Consider the following 19507-nt stretch of genomic DNA (forward strand, 5'->3'; position numbering starts at 1 on the left):
ACCCACATGCTGCCAGCCGTCCGGCCTTCCACTGGAGGCCCGTGAACGGCAGGCTCGGTACCAAGCTGCCATCGGCCCGTCGGGAGATTCACATGCGCATGGTCACGGTCGTCCTGCTCCGCCGCGGCGGTGGTGCCGGCACCGATGGCGAGGCACACCTGGTGGACGAACTGCTGCGCTCGCACGCCGTGCCCGAGCACGGGGTCGAGCGGCTGCGGGTGCGGCCGGCTCCCGAGGGCATCGGGGTGGTGGTCTTCGTCCGCGCCGCGACCGAGGTGCGCGCCCTGATCAGCGTCCGGGCCCTGCTCGCCGTGGCGCACGCCCCGCTGCACGCCTTCGGCTACACGGTGGCCGCCGTCCGCACCGGCAGTCCGCTCTCCGACTCGCTGGCGCAGCAGGCTTCCTGAGCCGCCCCGAACGGGCTCATCCGGCGAGCGTCTTGAAGTAGAAGGTGGTCGGGCGCAGCTCCCCGGCCGGGTTGGTGGCGTGGCCGGGGACGGTGCCGAGGGCGGTCCAGCCGGCCGAGCGGTAGAGGTGCTCGGCGGGGCTGTCGGTCTCCGTGTCGAGCAGCAGCAGGGTCAGCCCGCGCGCGGTGGCCGCCGCTTCGGCGTGGGCCAGCAGCAGCCGCCCGGCGCCCCGGCCCCGGGCGGCGCGGTGCACCAGGAGCTTGGCCAGCTCGGCCCGGTGTCGCCCGTTGGGGTAGGAGGTCAGCCGGAGCTGGACGGTCCCGAGCGGTCGGCCCCCGTCCTCCTCCTCGAAGGCGGCCCAGAGCAGGAGTTGACCCTCCGCCAGCGGCCCGGCCAGCCCGCGCCACCACTCGGCCGCCGCGTCCGCGCCGAGCCCGGCCTCGAACCCGACCGAGGCGCCGCCCTCGACCGCGTCGGCCAGCAGCCCGCCCAGGGCCTGGGCGTGGTCGGTGAGCTGCTCGGCGGTCAGGGCGGTGATGTGCACGGTGCGGCGGCCTTCCGGGGGTGTGGTCAGTGTCTCGCACCCTGCCAGGTCCCTGTTGCGCCGGTGTTACGCGATACTGCGTGCGCACCCTGACGCCCTGACGCGTACGCGAGGAGACACCATGGCAGGCACCCCCCTCGACCCGGCCGACCTGCTCGCGGTCGGCGAGCTGCTCACCGACGAGGAGCGGCTGATCCGCGACACCGTACGGAAGTTCGCGGACGACCGCATCCGCCCGTACGTCGGCCAGTGGTTCGACCAAGGGGTGTTCCCCGCCAAGGAGTTGGCGCCCGAACTGGGGAAGCTCGGGGTGCTCGGCATGCACCTGGAGGGCTACGGCTGCGCCGGCTCGACGGCCGTCGAGTACGGCGTCGCCTGCATGGAGCTGGAGGCGGCCGACTCCGGCCTGCGCAGCTTCGTCTCGGTTCAGGGCTCGCTGGCCATGCGCTCGATCCACGCCTTCGGCTCGGAGGAGCAGAAGCAGCGCTGGCTGCCCGAGATGGCGGCCGGCCGGGCGATCGGCTGCTTCGGCCTGACCGAGCCGGACTTCGGCTCCGACCCGGCCAACATGCGCACCCGGGCCCGCCGCAAGGGCACGGACTGGGTGCTCAACGGCAGCAAGATGTGGATCACCAACGGCTCCATCTCGGACGTCGCCGTGGTGTGGGCGCAGACCGAGGAGGGCGTGCGCGGCTTCCTGGTGGAGCGCGGCACCCCCGGCTTCACCGCCAACGACGTGCACGGCAAGCTCTCGCTGCGCGCCTCCGTCACCAGCGAGCTGGTCCTCGACGAGGTGGTCCTCCCGGCCGACGCGGTGCTGCCCGGCGTGACCGGTCTGCGCGGCCCGCTCTCCTCGCTGGGCGAGGCGCGCTACGGCATCCTCTGGGGCACCGTCGGCGCGGCCCGGGACTGCTACACCACCGCGCTGGAGTACGCCAAGACCCGGATCCAGTTCGACCGGCCCATCGCCGCCTTCCAGCTGACGCAGCAGAAGCTGGTGGAGATGATGCTGGAGGTGGAGAAGGCCTACCTGGTGGCCCACCGGATCGGGCGGCTGAAGGACGCCGGCCAGTGCCGCCCCGCCCACATCAGCTTCGGCAAGCTCAACAACGTCCGCACCGCCATCGAGGTGGCCCGCTCGGCCCGCACGGTCCTGGCGGCCAACGGCATCACGGTGGAGTACCCGGTGCTGCGGCACGCCAACAACCTGGAGTCGGTGCTCACCTACGAGGGCACCTCCGAGATCCACACCCTCGTCCTCGGCGAGACCATCACGGGCGAGGCCGCCTACCGCTGACGGCCCCTCGGAAATCGCTGGCGGCCGCCGTGGCCCGCGCCTACGGTGAGGGCCGCACACGGACCCGAGCAGGAGAGGAGCGGAACGATGACCGGGACCACCACGCCCACCACCACGCTGTGGCGCCCCACCGGACCCGAGGAGCTGGCGCTCGTCGAGGCCGCCGGCCGGCGTGCCTGGCCGCCCCGCCTGCCGGACCAGCCGATCTTCTACCCGGTGATGAACGAGGACTACGCCGTCCGGATCGCCCGGGACTGGAACGTGCCCGCCTCCGGAGTCGGATACGTGACCCGCTTCGAGGTGGAGACGGACTTCCTGGCCCGCTACCCCGTCCAGCAGGCCGGCGGCCGGACCATCCTGGAGCTCTGGGTCCCCGCCGAGGAGCTGGACGAGTTCAACCGCCACATCGTCGGGCGGATCGAGGTGGTGCGGGAGTTCCGCCCCGGAGGTGAGGTCCCGCGCGGCTGAACGAGCGCTGACGCGGGACCTTCGTCCCGTACGTGACCCCGTCGACCCCTGAGGGTCGGCGGGGTCGCGTACGTCCCGGGGTGGAGGCGGGAGCGGTACCTCGTGCCGACGGTCCGGCGGATGCGGCCGGACAGGATGGAGAGCGCAGGCGGACGGACGAGCGTGAGGAGCGGCGGCATGGGTGGCGCGGGCAAGGTGACGGCCGGGATCGTGGCGGCGGGAGCGGTGGTGACCGCCGGAGTGGTGGTCGCGGCGCCGATGGCGCGGGACTGGGCCGAGGGCCGGCACCAGCAGCAGGCCGCGTACGACAGCGGGACGGCCGCCAAGCAGGACCGCGCCTCGGTCCCGCGCTGGCTGCCGGACGGGGCGACCGGGGTCTCGTACCTGATGTCCACCACCGGCGGCGACCGGCTGATCCGGGCCACCGTGCCGGGCGGGGCCGCGCCGGCGGAGTGTCAGAAGGGACTGCCGGATGGCCCGGTCAAGCTGCGGGCCTCCTGGTTCCCGGACGAGGCGGTGGCCCGGGCCGACTGGCGGTGCGGGCTCTACAACGTCGCGCTGATCGGCGACCAGCTCTACGGCTGGCAGGACGACGCCGTGGTGGTCGCCGCCCGCAAGGCCGGGACCACCACCGAGTGAGGGCCGGTCGGGACGGGCGCCGCGGGGAGCGATCGGGAGTAGTCGGTGGGGGCGGGTACCGGTCGAGGGTTCGGGTGCGATAGGACAGGTGGCACCCGCTCACCTCGCAAGGAGCCCCATTGACCACCGGCACCGGTTCCATACCCGGGACCACGACCGACGACGCCACACCCACGGCGGCGCCCGGCAAGGCCACCATCGTCGTGCTCGGCAGCCTGAGCGCGCTCGGTCCGCTGACCACCGACCTCTACCTGCCCGCCCTCCCGTCGTTGCGGGAGGACCTCGGCACCACCTTCCCGGCCGTCCAACTCACCATGACCGCCTCGCTGTTCGGCCTGGCGCTCGGTCAGCTGCTGTTCGGCACGCTGAGCGACCGGCACGGGCGCCGCCGCCCGCTGCTGACCGGGATGGCGCTCTACACGGTGGCCACCGTGATCTGCGCGCTGGCCCCGTCGATCCCCGTCCTGGTGGCCGGACGCTTCCTCCAGGGGATGGCCGGTGCGGCCGGCCTGGTGATCGCCCGTGCCATCGCCCGGGACCGCTACGAGGGCGTGGCGATGGTCCGCTTCATGGCCTCGCTCGGACTGATCAGCGGACTGGCCCCGATCTTCGCCCCCGCTCTGGGCGCCCTGCTGCTGAAGCTCACCGACTGGCGGGGCACCTTCGCGGTCCTGGTGGTCTACGGCACCGTCGGCACCCTCGCCGCGATGTTCCTGCTCGCCGAGTCGCTGCCGCCCGAGCGCCGGCACCGGGACGGCCTGGGCAGCACCTTCCGGGCGATCGGCGGCCTGCTCCGCGACGCGCGCTTCGTCGGCTACGTGCTGACGAGCACCTTCAGCTTCGGCGCGCTGTTCGCCTACGTCGGCGGCTCCTCGGTGGTGATCCAGGACGTCTACCAGGTCTCCCCGCAGACCTACAGCCTGATCTTCGCGGTCAACTCCCTGGCGGTGGTGGGCGCCGGGCAGCTCAACGGGCGGGTGCTGGTGCACCGGGTGTCGATGAACCTCCTGCTGGTGACCGGCATGGCGGCGGCGGCGCTGGCCGGCACCGCCTTGATCCTCTTCACCACGGTCTGGCACCTCGGCCTGCCGGCGGTCTGGCCCGCGCTGTTCGTGCTGATGGCGGGCATGGGCATCGCGCTCCCGAACTCCTCGGTCCAGGCGCTCACCCTGGCTCCGCACGCGGCGGGTTCGGCCTCGGCCCTGCTCGGGGTCGGGACGTTCACCTGCGGTGCGGTGGTCGCTCCGCTCAGCAGCCTGGGCGAGCGGCCGTCGGTGGCGCTGCTGGGCGTGGTCGTGCTCGGCTGCGGGGTGGCGGGCCTGCTGTCCTTCGCACTGCTGTGCCGGCCCTGGCGGCAGGCTGCGTGACGGTCTGTCAGGAAGCCACGATCGAGTGAGTGTCCTGGGGTAGGCGGAGATCGTTGTTCCGGTTGTGAGTGTGAACCGGGGTGTGGGCGGCAGCAGTGAAGAAACGATTCTGCTCGTGGAGTGCCCGATCTTCGCCGACCTGGTGGGTCGGTGGCGGCGGGCCGGACGGGCGGTGCCGGGCGAACTCGACCGCGAGTGGGACTCCCTGACCGCCCCTCCGGCCGCCCGCGCCCGCCCGCCCCGCCCACCGGGCCAGGACCCGTCGGTCCTCCCGGTCCTCCCGGTCGGCCCGGTCCTTCCGGTCGGCCCGGGGCCGTGGGCGGTCGGGCCGGGCGGTCCCGGCTACGCGGGAGCGGTACGGCGATGACCCACCGCAGCGCTCCGCGCGTCCCGGCCCAGCGCACCAGCGCCGGCGGCTGCGTCATGCCGCTCGACCTCTCCCTGGTCGCCGGACCCGGCCTGCGCGTCCCCGTCGCCGCCTGCCTGCGCTACTCGGCCCTCGACCCGTACGCGGTCCACCTCGACTTCCACCTCGGGCAGGGCATGCCCGTCCGCTGGACCTTCGCCCGCGAGCTGCTCGCCACCGGCCTGCACGGCTGGGCCGGCACCGGCGACGTCTCGGTCTTCCCGGGCACCGACCAGGACGTCCGGCACACCTGCCTCTCCCTCGAAGGCGACACCGGCACCGTCCTCCTCCTCGCCCCCACCCCCGCCGTCACCACCTTCCTCGCCCACACCGACCGCCTGGTCCCGCCCGGCACCGAGGCCCGCCACGTCGACCTCGACACCCTCCTCACCCGCCTCCTGGACGGCCCTGCTCCTGGCCTCGGCTGGCGTGAGGGGCTCGCCGACCCGGAGTGACGCGTCGTCGGGGCCCCACCCCCGCCGTCACCACCTTCCTCGCCCACACCGACCGCCTCGTCCCGCCCGGCACCGAGGCCCGCCACGTCGACCTCGACACCCTCCGCACCCGCCTCTTGGACGGCCCTGCTCCCGGCCTCGGCTGGCGTGAGGGGCTCGCCGACCCGGAGTGACGCGTCGTCGGGTGCGGGGCTTGGTGGGTGGGGGCGGGTGTTGGACGGCCCTGCTCCCGGCCTCGGCTGGCGTGAGGGGCTCGCCGACCCGGAGTGACGCGTCGTCGGGCGTTGTGAGGGTGGCGTCCGTCGGACGGCCCCGACTGACCGGCCGTCAGGCCGGGTGCCTCAGCGGGTGCCGCGGGCGAGGAGGCGGGCGCGGGCGTGGGCGGCGAAGTCGGGGCCGGCGGCGGTGGCGGTGGGGTCGGCGGCGGTGCCGCCGGGCTTCACGGTGCCGGAGACCGTGTAGTAGGTGTAGCGGCCCACGGCGGCGTGGGTGTTGGTACAGCCGGCGGAGGTGCAGAAGGAGGCGGCGCCGGCGGGCACGAGGCCCTGGATCTGGCCGGTGTGAGCGGCCGTGGCGGCGTCGGCCTTGGCGCGTTCGGCGAAGACGGCGACGCCGATGGTGACGGCGCTGTTGCCGGAGGTGTAGGTGGCGCGCAGGAGGGTCTGGCAGCCCTGGGGGGAGATGACGTTGCCCAGGCCGCCGGTGGTGCCGTTCCAGCAGGGCGAGGTGGCGGCGGTGGTGAGGCGGGTCCAGGTCCTGCCGCCGATGCCGAGGGTGGTGGCGGGGAAGAGGGAGTTGGCGTCGAGCGGGGCCGTGTCGGTGGTGGCCGAGGAGATCACCGTCAGCGGGTCCGGCGGGGTGGTGCTGCTCGGCGGGGCGGGGGGAGCCGCGGCGCTCGCGGTGGCGGTGCCCTTGGCGGAAGGGGCGGCGGAGGGCTTGGCGGAGGCGGTGGTCGGAGCCGAGACCGATGCGGATGCCGAGAGGGAGGGGGAGGGGGATGCCGAAGGCGAGGGGCCCGACGGGGCCGGGGTCCCGGGTGACGGAGTGTCAGCCGGAGCGGGGGCGGAGACGGACGGGGCGTCCGGGGCGGCGGCCGGGGGAGCGGTGGGCTCGGCTCCCCGGCCCAGGAGGATCGCCGTGGTGGTGATGGCGCCGACCAGGAGGACGGCCCCGGCGACGGCGCCGCCGTTGCGGAGCTGCCGGCGGCGGCGCTGGCGCTGCTCGTGCCGGTCTGCGAGGGCGGACCAGTCGGGCTCGGTGGCGTCCGGCCGGGCCCACCCGTGGGTGGCGGTGCCGGTGGCCGGTGGGCCGAAGGAGGGGAGGGCGGACGGTGCCGGGGCGGACGTGTCCGGTCCCGGTGTCTGCTGCGGCTGCCGTCCCGTCACCCCGTCGCTCATGGGCCGTGATCCTAGGGCATTCGAACGTCGGTGCGCGTACCCGTCCGGGTACGGAGCGTGGCAGGGCGCGTGAGGCGGGCCACAGTGGAATCGAAGGCGGGAGGGGTGGAGGAGGACGGGTTCGCCGTGCGGTGAGGCGGTCGGCGGTCGAAGGTGCAGGCGCCACTACGACCCGGCGTCGTCGGTGGAGCCCTTGAAGGCAGGTAGGGGCCGCGTTAAGACTGGTGGAGTCGCAAGGCGCTCCCGCCCGTCGCACCGGCCACCCCAGGGTCCGGGCCGGTCCGGGGGGAGCGCACCGTCCGGCGTCCGGTGCAGACCGGGGCGCTCACGGCCGGTGGCGCGGCTGCCCAGGGGAACGGCGATCGGCCGACCGGGCGGCGGAGTGCCCCGAGTCGGTCCACACGATTGAGGTCGTCCTCTCCATGCGTAGTTCCCTCCTTGCCGTCATGCGCCGTCGTACCACCCTCGTGGTGGCCTCCGCCGGTCTGGCGACCGCCTGTGCCGCCTCCGTGGTGGCCGTGGCGCTCCCGGAGGAGAAGGCCGCCGCCGCGGCGGTCGAGGTCACGCACGTCCCGGCGCCCGAGCAGCAGGCCGCGCAGGCCCAGGTCCAGGTCGAGGTCCAGCCCCAGGCCCAGCAGGCCCGGCCCGAGGCCCGGCAGGCCGTCGGCGAGCAGCCGAAGCAGGAGCAGCAGGAGGCGGCCGCCTCCCGGTCCGAGCAGCGCTCCGACCTCTCCGCGGCCACCCGCGCCACCTCGCCGAGCGCGGTCAAGGAGCTGGCCCGCGACCTCGTCCCGGCCGCCCAGTTCGCCGCGTTCAGCAGCATCATCAGCCACGAGAGCGGCTGGAACTTCAAGGCCACCAACGCCTCCTCCGGCGCCTACGGCCTGGCCCAGGCCCTGCCGGGCTCCAAGATGGCCTCGGCCGGTGCCGACTGGAAGACCAACCCGGCCACCCAGATCAAGTGGGCCCTGGCGTACATGAACGACCGCTACGGCAGCCCGAACGCCGCCTGGGCGTTCTGGCAGAACCACCACTGGTACTGAGCAGCGCGGACGCGTCAGCCCCGCACCCCCTCGAAGGGGTGCGGGGCCGACGCATGGTCAGTGCAGATCAGGTCAGGTCAGACCAGGCCGTTGGCCTTCAGCCAGTCCTTCGCCACCGCCGACGGGTCCTCCTTGTCGACCGCGACGCGCTTCATCAGCGCGGTGAGGCCGGGGGTGTCGAGCTTGGCGGAGACGGCGTTGAGCGCGGCCGTCGAGGTGGCGTCCACGCCCGCCTTGTTCACCAGCGGCAGCACGTTCTGGCTGGAGAACACCGACTTGGGGTCGGCCAGCGGGACGAGCTTCAGGGTGACGACCTTGGGGTCGGTGGTGAAGACGTTGCCGATCTGGATGCTGCCGTCCTTGATGGCGTTGGCGGTGGTCTCGCCGGTCGGCTTCCACTCCTTGAACGTCAGCCCGTAGACGTCCTTGAACTGCTGCTCGCGGCGGCTCTTGAACTCCGGCGGGCCGCCGATCACGAAGTCCGCGGACTTGCCGGCCAGGTCCGCGATGGACTTGAGGCCGAGCTTGTCGGCGGTCTCCTGGCTGACCGTCAGCGAGTCGTTGTCCTGGGCGGCGGAGGAGTCGAGCACCGTCAGCTCGGCCGGCAGGGTGGTGTGCAGGGCGGCGTTGACCGCCTCGGTGCCGCCGGTCAGGGCCGTGCTCTTGGGGTCGAGGTAGCCGAGCAGGGCGCCGTTGTACTCCGGCAGCACGGTCAGGCCGCCGCTCTTCAGCTGGCCGTAGAGGATCTCCCGGCTGCCGACGTTGAACTTCTCCTCCACCTTCACGCCCTTGGCCTTGAGGGCCTGCGAGTAGATGGAGGCGAGCAGCACGTTCTCCGGGAAGTTGGCCGAGCCGACCACGACGGTCTTGCCCGAGGCCGCGGAGGACGCCGCGGCGGAGCCTCCGGCGCTCGGACTGGAGGCGGCCAGCGGGTCGCTGCCGCCGGAGGAGCCGCAGGCCGCCGCGCCCAGCAGGAGCGCGGTGGCCGTGACGGTGCGGAGCAGACGGGTGGTCATCGAAGGTTCCTTCTTGGCAGGTGAGTTGGGGTTGACGTGCCGGTGGTGCGGTCGAGGGGCCCGGGGCGGCCGGGCGGTCAGCCGGCGGGGCGGCGGACGGGGCGGATGCCGGGTGGCAGCGAGTACCGGATCAGCAGGGCGAAGAGCAGTTGGGCGGCCAGCGCCAGCGCCACCACCAGCACCGCGCCGCCGGCCACCACGTAGTACTTGCGCAGCGCCAGTCCGTCGATGACGTAGCGGCCCAGGCCGCCCAGGCCGACGTACGCGGCCACGGTGGCGGTGGCGATCACCTGGATGGTGGCGGTGCGCAGCCCGGCCAGCAGGCTGGGCAGGGCGGCGGGGATGCAGACCTGGCGCAGCACCTGGGGGTGCGTCAGGCCGATCCCCCGCGCCGCGTCCCGCAGTTGGGGGTCGGTGCCGCGCACGCCCTCGACCGCGCCGACCAGGAGCGGCGGGATGGCCAGCACCACCAGCGGGACGATGGTGGAGGCCTTGCCGACGCCGACCAGCAGGACGACCAGGGTGACCAGGCCGAGGGTGGGCAGGGCGCGGGCGGTGCCGGCCAGCACCGTCACCAGGACGGCGCCGCGGCCCAGGTAGCCGAGCAGCAGTCCGAGCGGGACGGCCAGCAGGACGGCCCAGGCCAGCGATTCGGCGGTGAAGGCGAGGTGCTCGGCGAGCCGGTGGGTGATGGCGTCCGGCCCGCTCTGCTGGGCCGGGTCGGTGAAGAAGGCGCGCAGCCAGTCGATCCAGTTCACCGCAGCCCGCCTTCCGGCCCGGTGGCCCAGGGCGCGAGCAGCCTGCGGGCCAGCAGCAGCAGGCCGTCGACCAGCAGGGCCAGCAGCACCACCAGGACGATCCCGGCCAGGATCGGGGTGGTGAAGGTCCGCTGGAATCCGTCGATGAACAGGTAGCCCAGCGCGCCCCGGCCGATCAGCGCGCCGACCGCCGCCATCGAGATGGAGGAGACCGCGGCGACCCGCAGCCCGGCGACCAGGTACGGGACGGAGGCGGGGAGTTCGACGGCGGTCAGCCGGCGCCACGGGCCGTAGCCCATCGCGGTGGCGGCCTGCCGGACGGAGTCCGGGGTGGCCCGCAGCCCCTCGACGGTGGTGGGCAGCATCAGGGCCACCACGTAGCAGGTGAGCGGGATCGTCACCGCGCTGGTCTCGGCCGGCCCGGTGTACGCCACCAGGATCACGAAGAGCGCCAGGGCGGGCAGCGCGTACACGGCGTTCAGCACCACCGCCACCGGCTGGTAGATCCGCGGGTGGCGGGCGCAGAACAGGCCGAGCGGCACCGCCAGCAGCAGGCCGACCAGCACCGGCGGCAGCGCCAACAGTGCGTGGTCCAGGGTGAGTTGCGCCAGGTAGCCGAGGTGGTCGGCCAGCCAGCCCCAGCGGATCAGCGGTTCGTCATCGGGCACCGCCGTCACCTCCCGGCGCGGCGGGCGCCACGGCGGGCCCCACGGCCGGGCCGAGCGCGTCCAGCACGGCGGCCCGGTCGGCGGTGCCGGTGGCGCGGCCCTCGGCGTCCAGCACCACGGCCAGCCCGGCGGGGGAGAGGACGGCGGCGTCCAGCGCGGTGCGCAGGGTGTCGGCGGCGGGGTGGAAGCCGAAGGCGGAGTGGGCCGCGTGCTCGGGGTGCCGCCACTGCGACGGGCGTCCGTCGGCGTCGAGTGCGAGCAGCCAGCCGTCCGCGCCGCGACGCTCGGCGAGGGGGACGGTGGCCACCTGGCCGGCCGGGCGCAGGCCCAGGCCGCGCAGGCCCCGGTCGCGGCCCAGGAAGGCGGCCACGCCCGCGTCCGCCGGGGCGGTCAACAGGGTGTGCGGGTCGGCGAGTTGGGCTATTCGGCCGTGCTCGCGCAGCACCACCACCTGGTCGCCCAGCCGGACGGCCTCCTCGATGTCGTGCGTGACGAACAGCACGGTCTTGTGCAACTCGCCCTGCAGGCGCAGCAGTTCCTCCTGCAGCCCGGCCCGCACCACCGGGTCGACCGCACTGAAGGGCTCGTCCATCAACAGCACCGGCGGGTCGGCCGCCAACGCCCGGGCCACGCCCACGCGCTGCTGCTGCCCGCCGGAGAGCTGGTGCGGGTAGCGTCTGGCGGTCTCCGGCGGGAGGCCGACCAGCTCCAGCAGCTCGGCCGCCCGGGCCCGGGCCCGCTTGCGGTCCCAGCCGAGCAGGTACGGCACGGTGGCCACGTTGTCGATCACCCGGCGGTGCGGGAAGAGCCCCGCCTGCTGGATCACGTAGCCGATGCCCCGGCGCAGCTTCGCGGCGTCCAGCCCGGCCACGTCGGCGCCGTCCAGCAGCACCCGGCCGCCGGTCGGCTCGACCATCCGGTTCACCATCCGCAGGATGGTCGTCTTGCCGCAGCCGGACGGGCCCACCAGCACGGTGATCCGGCCGGCGGGCACTTCCAGGTCCAGGCCCTCGACGGCAAGGGTGCCGTCGGGGTGGCGCTTGGCCGCGCCGTCGAATCTGATCACGGGGTTGCAGTTCCTAGTCGTGGCGCCCGGCCGTCGGGCGCCGGCTGTCTGTCGATCATGAGGACACTGACCCTTGCCCTGCCCGTCCGGGAGGTAAACCCCGCAGTCGGACAGAGCATGGCTGGTCAGCTGGCGTCCCGTCAGGTCGAAGGGGATCGGTCGGGTGCCACTCCGTCAGGTCCCGAGGCCTCCTCGGCGAGCAGCCGGGCCTCGTCCAGGGACGGGTTGCCGCCCCGGACGGTGGGCAGTCCGGCGGCGGCCCAGGCCCGGAAGCCGCCGTCCAGGTCGGTGGCCCGGGGCAGCCCGATCTCGCGCAGCGCGGCCGCCGCCAGGCTGGAGGTGTACCCCTCCGAGCAGAGCACGATCACCTCCAGCTCCGGCCCGGTGGCCTCCGGGATCCGGTGGCTGCCGGCCGGGTCGAGCCGCCACTCCAGCACGTTCCGCTCGATCAGCAGCACGCCCGGGATCTCGCCCTCCCGGGCCCGCTGGGCCTGCGGCCGGATGTCGACCAGCAGCGCTCCGCGCCGCTGCGCCGCCGACGCCTCGGCCGGGCCGGGGCGGTGCACGCCCTCGCGGCTGCGCGCCAGCAGGGCGTCGATGCCGCTGGTGGGGAGGTCCTCGCTCATGCCCACTCCTCCTTGCGCTCGTACGCCGTCTGCACCAGGCCGCCGGCCCGGAGCTCGTAGCGGGCCATCTCGCTCAGCGGGGGCGAGTAGGCGTGGATGGTGACCGCCGGGCCGTTGCCGGTGTTGCGCACGTCGTGCAGGAAGTCCGGGCCGAAGGAGCGCACCGTCCCGGCGCTCAGGTTCCGCACCTGGAGGTCGTGTTCGGGCCCGGAGAGGGAGAGCTCGGCCAGCTCGCCGAGCGCCACGGTGAACGCCCCGCGCGAGCCGCCGTGGCCGTGGAAGCCGGTGGACTGGCCGGGCAGCCAGCTGATCAGCCAGACCTCGTGGTCCTCGGTGAGCGCGAGCCGCTCGTACCAGCGCTGCTCGGCGGAGAGCCGCACCCGGGGCAGCCAGCCGGCCGGGCGTTCGGCCAACTCGCTGACGATGGTGCGCAGTTCGGTGAGGGAGAGCGGCTTGGCGGTGCCGTGCGGGGCGTGGTCGAGCTCGACGGTCATGGCGGTCCTCGGGTAGCCGAATGCGGCCGGCCCATGCGGTGGCCGGCCGTGAAGGCGGAGCGGTGTGCGGGTGCTGCGGGGCGTGCCGCGGCCCTGGGGGTCTTCACAGGGCGGGGGAAGGGTGACGCGACGGGGCGGAACGCGTCAGCAGGCACACATGTCGCTCGCCTGGCGTCGCAGATCGACGTGCAGGCGGCAGACCAGGGTGGTGCCGGTGTCCATGGAAGTGATCCTGACGGCGGTCGGCGACGGAGTCAAGCACGTCCCGCCTGCTGAGAGCGGCGCCGGACCGCCTGGGAGGACGGTCCGGCGGCCCGGAAGCTCAGGCGGCGCCTTCCCCGTCGAGGTCGAGGTCGGCGAGGTCCACCGTCCACGCGGGCGACGGCTCGACCGGCTCGACCGGGAAGCCGTACGTGGAGAAGGTGAGCTCGTAGTACTCCGAGTTGTTTCCCGATCGGGCCAGCAGCGGCACGGGGGTGGCGGTGTCGGAGAGCTCCACCAGGGCGCCGTGCCGGTCGGTCAGCCGGATCCGGCCCTCGCTCCCGCCGTCCCGGCGCAGCTGCCCGGGATCCTCCAGGGCACGAGCCAGCGTGGCCTGCCCGATGACGGAGCGGCAGAAGAAGCCGGCGGAGGGGTACTCGTCCGCCGTGAAGCGGACGTAGGCCTCCGCCAGGCGCAGGTCAGCCGGGGGCGTGCTGCCGGTGGTGCCCTTCGTCCAGTAGCGGTCGGCGATCTGGATCAGCACCATCCGACCGCCGTCGTCCGTCTCGAGGTCGTGGGTGCACCGGCTGCCGTCCAGCTTGACCGAGACCGTGCCGGTCACCCGTCGGCCCGTCACCATGGCGTCGAGGCGGGCCGTGACGGTGCCCCGGGCCGCCGCGTTCCGTCCCGCGAGGCTCGCCAGTTCCGGGGCGGAGAGCCCGGCGGTGGCGGAGACGGTCGGAGCGGCGGGCGGCGCCGGCGACGGGGCGGCCTGGGTGCAGGCGGTGGCCGCCAGGACGAGGACGGCCGGCAGTGCGCGGAGACGGAACGGTGCCACGGTGCTTCCCCCCGGAAAGCTGGGACGGTGTCAGGTCACCAGCATGACAGAGGAGTTGAACACGTTCAAACTGATCTCCGGTCAGCTCCGGGAACCCGCGCGGCGGTTGGCGCGTCCTCTTCCACGGACCGCCGCGCATGGGCGGTGACGGGGAAGGGCAGGACCACACCATGGGCATCATCAGTTGGATCATCCTCGGCCTGGTGGCCGGGGCCATCGCCAAGTTCATCCTGCCGGGGCGGGACCCGGGTGGGATCGTCGTCACCACGCTGATCGGCATCGCCGGCTCCTTCGTGGGCGGCTGGCTCTCCAGCGCCGTCCTGGACCGGCCGGTGGCCACCAGCTTCTACGACCCGGCCACCTGGATTGCCGCGATAGCGGGCTCCTTCGTGCTCCTGGTCGCCTACCGCATCCTGTTCGGCAACTCCCGGGACTGAACGCGCCCCGGCAGCACCGCGCCCCGGCACCGGATCGTTCCGGTGCCGGGGCGCGGCGTCGTTCACGGACCGTCAGAGGCCGTCCGGCAGTGCCTCGCGGGCGTCCCACCACGGCCCGGGCACCTGGTCCAGGCCGGTGCGCCCGGCCACCACCCCGGCGGTGATGGCGCAGGTGGTGTCCATGTCGCCCCAGCCCTCCAAGGTGCACCAGATCGCCTCCGGCAGCCGGTCCAGCCAGCGGGCCGCCGACCAGAGGGCGAAGGGCACCGTGTCCGGCCCGGACATCTGCCGGCCCGAGCCGAGCACCACGGAGGCGTGCCGCACCGAGGTCCCGTCCGGGAGCCGGGCGGCGATCAGCAGACCGGAGCGCACGTCGCTCTCCGGCAGGTGGCCGGCCACCTCGGTGAGGAAGTCGGCCGGCTCCGGCGCCGCACCGCCGCGGGAGCGCACGGCCAGCGCCGTCGCCACCGCCACGGCGACCGCCCCGGCCACCGCCTCCGGGTGGAAGTGGGTGACCAGCGCGGAGCGCCGGGCCTGCTCGGCGGCGACCGCCAGGTCCCCGGCGAACCAGGCCCCCAGCGGGGCGACCCGCATCGCGGCGCCGTTCCCCCAGGAGCCCTGGCCCTCGAACATCCCCGAGGTGACGCTCCGCCAGTCGGCGCCCTCGTGGATCGCCCGGAGCACCTGGTGCATGGACCCGCCGTACTTCCGACCCGGGTACGCGGTGTACTCGGCGGCGAAAGCGGCCGCCAGCGCGTCCGGCTCGACCTCGCCGTACTCCACGAGGTGCCGGTACAGCACCACGGCCTGCGCGGTGTCGTCGGTCCAGTGCCAGGGCGCCGGGCGGATCCGACGGGACGTCAGTTCGGCGGCGGCCTCGTCCGCGATCACCTGGAACCAGCGGTCGCCGAAGGCGTCGCCGAGGGCCAGGGCGTGCAGGCTCTCCAGGGGTACGGACATGGTGCGGCTCTCCTTCGGGACGCGGTGGTCAGGAGCCACCATCGTCCCGGTCCGGGGCACCGCCCGGCGACCGAATATCCGCCGTGGCGGCCGGGCGCCCGCCGTGACGGCCCGTCAGGCCGCCAGACCGGAGAGCAGCAGCGCCCAGACCGACTCGAAGTCGGCCTCGCAGCGCGGGTCGGACCACTCGCCCGCGAACACCGGGTCGTGGAAGTGGGCGGTGGCCTGGAAGACCGCCCGGGCGGTGGCGTCGGTGTCCATCGGACGGAACTCGCCGGTGCGGACGCCGTCCGCCAGGATCACCGCGATCTGCGCGGCCAGCGTGTCGACGTGCTCCTCGACCGTGCTGGAGAGCTCGCCGACCAGGGTGAGGTAGGTGGCGAACAGCTCGGGGTCGTCCGTCGCCTTGTGCCGCTTGGCCGCGAAGAGCGTGGCCAGCCAGCGGTGCAGCCGCTCGGCGGCCGGGCCCGGGTCGGCGGTGACCGCCGCCAGCTCGTGGTGGGCCTGGTCCAGCCAGCGCTGGGTGACGGCCTCGCGCAGCGCGGCCTTGCTGGGGAAGTGCCGGTAGACGCTGCCGTGGCTGACGCCGAGCGCCCGGGCGATGTCCACCACCGTGGCCTTGGCGGGCCCGTACCGCCGCAGCACGTCCTCGGCGGCGCTGAGGATCTGCTCGGAGGTCAGGGCACTGTCGCTGGGCACGGTCATCCTCTGCTCGGGTGGCGGCGGCTGGGCCCGGCGGCGGGTCAGTGCTCGCTGTCGAGGTGGGCCATCTGTGCCGCAGCGTACCTGTCCCCGGCGGCGGAACCGGCCGGGACGGCGGCCTCGATCGCGGCCAGGTCGGCCGCGGTCAGCTCCAACTGCCGTGCGCCGAGCGCCTCGGCGAGCCTGTCCCGGCGGCGGGCGCCGACCAGCGGCACGATGTCCGCGCCCCGGGAGGCGACCCAGGCGATGGCGACCTGCGCCACGGTGGCGCCCTTGGCCCCGGCGATGGCGCGGAGCTGCTCGACCAGCCCGAGGTTGTGGGTCAGGTTCTCGCCCTGGAAGCGCGGGCTGAAGCCGCGGAAGTCGGTGGCCGCCATCTCCTGCCGCCCGCTCCAGTGGCCGCTGAGCAGGCCGCGGGAGAGCACGCCGTAGGCGGTCACGCCGATGCCCAGCTCGCGGGCGGTCGGCAGGATCGTCTGCTCGATGCCGCGGGAGAGCAGCGAGTACTCGATCTGCAGGTCGCTGATCGGGTGGACGGCGGCGGCCCGGCGCAGGGTGTCGGCGCCGACCTCGGAGAGGCCGATGTGCCGGACGTAGCCGGCCTTGACCAGCTCGGCGATGGCGCCGACGGTCTCCTCGACCGGCACGGCCGGGTCCAGCCGGGCCGGGCGGTAGACGTCGACGTGGTCGGTGCGCAGGCGGCGCAGGGTGTAGGCGAGCGCGGTCTTCACGGCCTCCGGGCGGGCGTCGTAGCCGAGCCAGCTGCCGTCCGGGCCGCGCTGGGCGCCGAACTTGACGCTGATCTGGACGGAGTCGCGGCCGCGGCCGCGCAGGGCGTCGTGCAGCAGCAGCTCGTTGTGGCCCATGCCGTAGAAGTCGCCGGTGTCCATCAGGGTGACGCCCGCGTCGAGGGCGGCGTGGACGGTGGCGATCGACTCGGCCTCGTCGGCCGGCCCGTAGAGGTCGGACATGCCCATCAGGCCGAGGCCGAGGGCGGAGGTCTCCGGGCCGGTGGCGCCGAGGCGGGTGCGGGAGGTGGTGGTCATCAGGTGCTCCAAGGGATGGCGGGGGCAACTGACGTCAACTATGGCATGAGGGATGACAGATTTCAATATCTGTCAGCCATCCTCCGTTCCGCAGGCTCCCGAGCGGTCGCAGTACGGGGCCTCGGCGGTGCGGCCGCAGCCGCAGAGCATGGCGCGGGTCGCCGCCCGCTCCCCGATCCGCAGCTCGCCGCGGAGCAGCAGGCGGCCGTCCTCGGTCCGGGTCACGGTGGTCGGGCGGTCCGGGGGTTCGGTGCCGCCGGGCGTGAGCAGGTAGGTGAGGGCGCCGGTCGGGCAGCGCCGCACGACCGCGGCGACCACCTCGGGGGCCGCCGCGCCCGGGGTGATCCAGGGGCGCCGTCCGGTGTCGAAGACCTCGGGGAGTCCGCCCACGCACTCGGCCGCGTGGCGACAGAGTCCCGGGTCGAAACTGACGGAGACCCCTTCGGCTCGGTACTCCTTCGCGGGGGCCATCAGTCGCTCACCCGGCTCCGGTTCTCGTAGGCCAGGTCGGCGTACTCCGGGTGCCTGAGCATCCAGGCCTTGATGAAGGGGCAGGTGGCCAGCACCGGCAGCCCGCGCCGGCGCGCGTCGTCCAAGGCGGCCCGGGCCAGCATCCCGCCGATGCCCTGGCCCTCGAATCCCGGGTCCACCACGGTGTGCGGGTAGACCACCAGCCGGTCGTTGCGGATGTACTCGGCGAATCCGGCCAGCTCCCCGGCCACGGTGGCCTCGAACCGGCTGTTCATCTCCACGTCATGCACCCGGACTGCTTCTGACATTGTCGGCCCCTTGGTCGATCGTGGATGACGGAGGGTCAAATCGGGACGAAACCCACCCTACGTGCGCGGCGGCCGCCGGAAGGCGGCACTGGTTCCAAAGGCTGACCTTCCGTCACCCATCAGGCGTGGATCGGACGCTGGACGGCGCGGTTCGCGGCGCGGCCACCGCATTCCGGGTCCACAGTGGAGGGGAGCGCGGCCCCGGCCGATCCGGGCCGGGAGCGCCCCGGAAGGCGGCTGGCCCAGGCCTGTCGCCGGTGCGGGGAGCGCCGGGCCACTCGCAGGGAAACGAACGAATCTTCTAGGCTCGCCTCGCGACTTCCCCCGTGCCGGTGCCCGTCCGCACCGGCACGCGGGAGCCGCCGTCCCACGGGCCCCGGGCCGAGCCGGGGTCACCGGACCGAGCGAGGAGGACGCAGTGTTGCCCAGCCCGAGGTCGCTCCACCTGCCCTGCCCCGAAGGCGCCCGGCGCGCCGGGGCCGCCACCCCACCACGCCGGCTGCACCCGACGGCGGGTCAGGCGTCGAGTACCGGCAGCGGTCGGGGAGGCGAGCGATGACCACCCAGTCCGCCCCCGGCCAGCTGCCCGCCCTGGAACTCGACCGCCCGGCCGAGGGCCGTTCCGCCGAGAACCGCTCCGCCGAGAACCGCTCCGCCGAGGGTCGTTCCGCCGGGGCCGATCCCGCCGGGAGCCGCCCCGCCGAGGCCGCCGACACCGGCGCGCTGCCCGGCCTGCCGGCCGCCCTCCGCTCCCGGGCCGGCACCCTGGCCGGCCCCGTCCGCCGCCGGATCGCCGAGCTGGCCCGGATGGAGTCGCCGACCGCGGACACCGTCCGGCTCAACCAGCTGGCCGAGGAGTTGGCCGCCGGGTACGCCGCCACCGGCGCCACCGTCCGCCGGGTCCCCAACGAGGCCGGCGACCACCTGGTGCTGGACTGGGCCGGGCGGCGCGAGGACCTCGCCCCGGTGCTGATCGTCGGCCACCACGACACCGTCTGGCCGGCCGGCATCCTGGCCGACTGGCCGGTGGAGGAGCAGGACGGGGTGCTGACCGGCCCCGGCGTCCTGGACATGAAGGGCGGACTCGCCCTGGTCGAGGGCGCGTTGGCCCTGCTGGCCGACCTCGGCCAGCGCCCGCACCGGCCGGTGCGGCTGGTGGTGGTCTCCGACGAGGAGCTCGGCAGCCCGGACGGGCGCCGCCTGGTGGAGCGTCAGCTCAGCGGCGCCGCCGCCGTGCTGGGCCTGGAGCCGCCGCACCCCGACGGCCGGCTGAAGACCGCCCGCCGCGGCAGCAGCCGGGTGCGGCTGACCGTCACCGGCAAGGAGTCGCACGCGGGCAACGACGCGGCCCTCGGCGTCTCGGCCGTCGACGAACTGGTCGACCAGCTGGTCGCCGTCCGGGGCCTGATCTGCCACCCCGACGCCGAGCTCAACGCCGGCCGCATCCTCGGCGGCACCCGGGCCAACGTGGTCGCGGGCCGGGCCGAGGCCGAGCTCGGCCTGCGCTTCGCCACCCCCGAGGCGCAGAGCCGCACCCTGGACACGCTGGCCCGGCTCACCCCGCTGCGGCCCGGCGCCAAGGTCCGCGCCGAGGTGGTCTCCAGCCGCCCGACGTGGCCCGTGCGCACCGGCGACCCGCTGCTGCGCCACGTCCGTTCGCTGGCCGCCGCCCTCGGTCAGCAGCTCGACGGCGCCCCGGCCGGCGGCGCGGGCGACACCAACGCGGCCGGCGCCCGCGGCCTGCCCACCCTGGACGGCCTCGGCGCGGTCGGCGCCGGCCCGCACGCCCGCCACGAGCACATCCGCACCGACCTGCTGGCCCCCAGGATCGCCCTGCTGGCCGCCCTGCTCGCCGTACCCCTGCCCCGCCTGCGCGGCTGACCGTCCCTCAGG

The 19507-nt window shown here is 74.5% G+C and carries 24 protein-coding genes and 1 pseudogene; 11 read left to right on the top strand and 14 right to left on the bottom strand.

Annotated features, from left to right (window positions below; all coding sequences use genetic code 11):
• Nucleotides 1-92: 92 nt before the first annotated feature.
• Complete coding sequence (locus tag ACWEPF_RS06735; RefSeq protein WP_452171702.1) at nt 93-407, top strand: hypothetical protein; 315 nt, start codon at nt 93-95, stop codon at nt 405-407.
• A gap of 16 nt (nt 408-423) precedes the next feature.
• Here ACWEPF_RS06735 and ACWEPF_RS06740 read toward each other — a convergent pair whose 3' ends face one another.
• A complete protein-coding gene (locus ACWEPF_RS06740; protein ID WP_452171703.1) occupies nt 424-951 on the bottom strand; it encodes a GNAT family N-acetyltransferase in 528 nt (175 codons plus the stop codon).
• Nucleotides 952-1072: 121 nt separating this feature from the next.
• Here ACWEPF_RS06740 and ACWEPF_RS06745 point away from each other — a divergent pair, with 121 nt between their 5' ends.
• The 7 genes from ACWEPF_RS06745 (at nt 1073) to ACWEPF_RS06775 (ending at nt 5756) form a co-directional block, all read left to right on the top strand.
• Nucleotides 1073-2248: an acyl-CoA dehydrogenase family protein gene (locus ACWEPF_RS06745; protein ID WP_452171704.1), complete on the top strand. Its 1176-nt coding sequence runs from the start codon at nt 1073-1075 to the stop codon at nt 2246-2248.
• An 87-nt stretch (nt 2249-2335) separates the two neighbouring features.
• The gene (locus ACWEPF_RS06750) at nt 2336-2716 is read left to right on the top strand and encodes a hypothetical protein (RefSeq protein WP_452171705.1); all 381 of its coding nucleotides are present in this window, start codon (nt 2336-2338) and stop codon (nt 2714-2716) included.
• Nucleotides 2717-2893: 177 nt separating this feature from the next.
• Complete coding sequence (locus ACWEPF_RS06755) at nt 2894-3355, top strand: hypothetical protein (protein ID WP_345279224.1); 462 nt, start codon at nt 2894-2896, stop codon at nt 3353-3355.
• A gap of 119 nt (nt 3356-3474) precedes the next feature.
• Complete coding sequence (locus tag ACWEPF_RS06760) at nt 3475-4722, top strand: multidrug effflux MFS transporter (RefSeq protein WP_452171706.1); 1248 nt, start codon at nt 3475-3477, stop codon at nt 4720-4722.
• 115 nt (nt 4723-4837) lie between these two features.
• A complete protein-coding gene (locus ACWEPF_RS06765; RefSeq protein WP_452171707.1) occupies nt 4838-5089 on the top strand; it encodes a hypothetical protein in 252 nt (83 codons plus the stop codon).
• A complete protein-coding gene (locus tag ACWEPF_RS06770) occupies nt 5086-5583 on the top strand; it encodes an SsgA family sporulation/cell division regulator (protein ID WP_452171708.1) in 498 nt (165 codons plus the stop codon). Before ACWEPF_RS06765 ends, ACWEPF_RS06770 begins: the two co-directional genes overlap by 4 nt.
• Nucleotides 5580-5756, top strand: coding sequence for a hypothetical protein (locus ACWEPF_RS06775; RefSeq protein WP_452171709.1), 177 nt, complete (start codon nt 5580-5582; stop codon nt 5754-5756). The genes ACWEPF_RS06770 and ACWEPF_RS06775 overlap by 4 nt, the downstream gene beginning before the upstream one ends.
• Nucleotides 5757-5924: 168 nt before the next feature.
• Here ACWEPF_RS06775 and ACWEPF_RS06780 read toward each other — a convergent pair whose 3' ends face one another.
• Nucleotides 5925-6980 (bottom strand): hypothetical protein, encoded by a 1056-nt coding sequence (locus tag ACWEPF_RS06780; protein ID WP_452171710.1) that lies wholly within the window; start codon nt 6978-6980, stop codon nt 5925-5927.
• Between the two features lie 446 nt (nt 6981-7426).
• Between ACWEPF_RS06780 and ACWEPF_RS06785 the strand changes: the two genes are divergently transcribed.
• Nucleotides 7427-8023, top strand: a complete 597-nt coding sequence (locus ACWEPF_RS06785) for an aggregation-promoting factor C-terminal-like domain-containing protein (RefSeq protein WP_452171711.1) — start codon at nt 7427-7429, stop codon at nt 8021-8023.
• Nucleotides 8024-8100: 77 nt separating this feature from the next.
• Here the strand turns inward: ACWEPF_RS06785 and ACWEPF_RS06790 are convergent, their stop codons facing one another.
• From ACWEPF_RS06790 to ACWEPF_RS06820, 7 genes and pseudogenes are all read right to left on the bottom strand, one after another.
• Nucleotides 8101-9039 carry an ABC transporter substrate-binding protein gene (locus ACWEPF_RS06790; RefSeq protein WP_345279215.1) on the bottom strand — a complete coding sequence of 313 codons (939 nt, stop codon included), beginning with the start codon at nt 9037-9039 and terminating at the stop codon, nt 8101-8103.
• A gap of 77 nt (nt 9040-9116) precedes the next feature.
• Nucleotides 9117-9797, bottom strand: coding sequence for an ABC transporter permease (locus ACWEPF_RS06795; protein ID WP_452171712.1), 681 nt, complete (start codon nt 9795-9797; stop codon nt 9117-9119).
• Nucleotides 9794-10465, bottom strand: coding sequence for an ABC transporter permease (locus tag ACWEPF_RS06800; protein WP_345279213.1), 672 nt, complete (start codon nt 10463-10465; stop codon nt 9794-9796). The genes ACWEPF_RS06795 and ACWEPF_RS06800 overlap by 4 nt, the downstream gene beginning before the upstream one ends.
• Nucleotides 10455-11531, bottom strand: coding sequence for an ABC transporter ATP-binding protein (locus ACWEPF_RS06805; RefSeq protein WP_452171713.1), 1077 nt, complete (start codon nt 11529-11531; stop codon nt 10455-10457). The genes ACWEPF_RS06800 and ACWEPF_RS06805 overlap by 11 nt, the downstream gene beginning before the upstream one ends.
• A gap of 239 nt (nt 11532-11770) precedes the next feature.
• Nucleotides 11771-12157, bottom strand: a pseudogene (locus ACWEPF_RS06810) (rhodanese-like domain-containing protein); the annotation flags it as partial.
• A complete protein-coding gene (locus tag ACWEPF_RS06815) occupies nt 12154-12651 on the bottom strand; it encodes a cysteine dioxygenase (RefSeq protein WP_345279207.1) in 498 nt (165 codons plus the stop codon). The pseudogene ACWEPF_RS06810 and the gene ACWEPF_RS06815, both read right to left, overlap by 4 nt.
• Nucleotides 12652-12973: 322 nt before the next feature.
• Nucleotides 12974-13690 carry a hypothetical protein gene (locus ACWEPF_RS06820; protein WP_452171714.1) on the bottom strand — a complete coding sequence of 239 codons (717 nt, stop codon included), beginning with the start codon at nt 13688-13690 and terminating at the stop codon, nt 12974-12976.
• A 170-nt stretch (nt 13691-13860) separates the two neighbouring features.
• Here ACWEPF_RS06820 and ACWEPF_RS06825 point away from each other — a divergent pair, with 170 nt between their 5' ends.
• Nucleotides 13861-14127, top strand: coding sequence for a GlsB/YeaQ/YmgE family stress response membrane protein (locus tag ACWEPF_RS06825; protein WP_345279203.1), 267 nt, complete (start codon nt 13861-13863; stop codon nt 14125-14127).
• Between the two features lie 72 nt (nt 14128-14199).
• Here the strand turns inward: ACWEPF_RS06825 and ACWEPF_RS06830 are convergent, their stop codons facing one another.
• From ACWEPF_RS06830 to ACWEPF_RS06850, 5 genes are all read right to left on the bottom strand, one after another.
• Nucleotides 14200-15087 (bottom strand): ADP-ribosylglycohydrolase family protein, encoded by an 888-nt coding sequence (locus tag ACWEPF_RS06830; protein ID WP_449794617.1) that lies wholly within the window; start codon nt 15085-15087, stop codon nt 14200-14202.
• A 114-nt stretch (nt 15088-15201) separates the two neighbouring features.
• Nucleotides 15202-15792 (bottom strand): TetR family transcriptional regulator, encoded by a 591-nt coding sequence (locus ACWEPF_RS06835; protein ID WP_452171715.1) that lies wholly within the window; start codon nt 15790-15792, stop codon nt 15202-15204.
• A 38-nt stretch (nt 15793-15830) separates the two neighbouring features.
• Complete coding sequence (locus ACWEPF_RS06840) at nt 15831-16835, bottom strand: aldo/keto reductase (RefSeq protein ID WP_452171716.1); 1005 nt, start codon at nt 16833-16835, stop codon at nt 15831-15833.
• A gap of 72 nt (nt 16836-16907) precedes the next feature.
• Nucleotides 16908-17306: a (4Fe-4S)-binding protein gene (locus ACWEPF_RS06845; RefSeq protein WP_452171717.1), complete on the bottom strand. Its 399-nt coding sequence runs from the start codon at nt 17304-17306 to the stop codon at nt 16908-16910.
• Nucleotides 17306-17614, bottom strand: a complete 309-nt coding sequence (locus ACWEPF_RS06850; protein WP_345279193.1) for a GNAT family N-acetyltransferase — start codon at nt 17612-17614, stop codon at nt 17306-17308. The genes ACWEPF_RS06845 and ACWEPF_RS06850 overlap by 1 nt, the downstream gene beginning before the upstream one ends.
• Before the next feature lie 555 nt (nt 17615-18169).
• Between ACWEPF_RS06850 and ACWEPF_RS06855 the strand changes: the two genes are divergently transcribed.
• Entirely contained in the window at nt 18170-19495 is a 1326-nt protein-coding gene (locus ACWEPF_RS06855) for a M20/M25/M40 family metallo-hydrolase (RefSeq protein ID WP_452171718.1), read from the top strand.
• Nucleotides 19496-19507: the final 12 nt, after the last annotated feature.

The sequence above is a fragment of the Kitasatospora sp. NPDC004289 genome, from assembly GCF_053602875.1.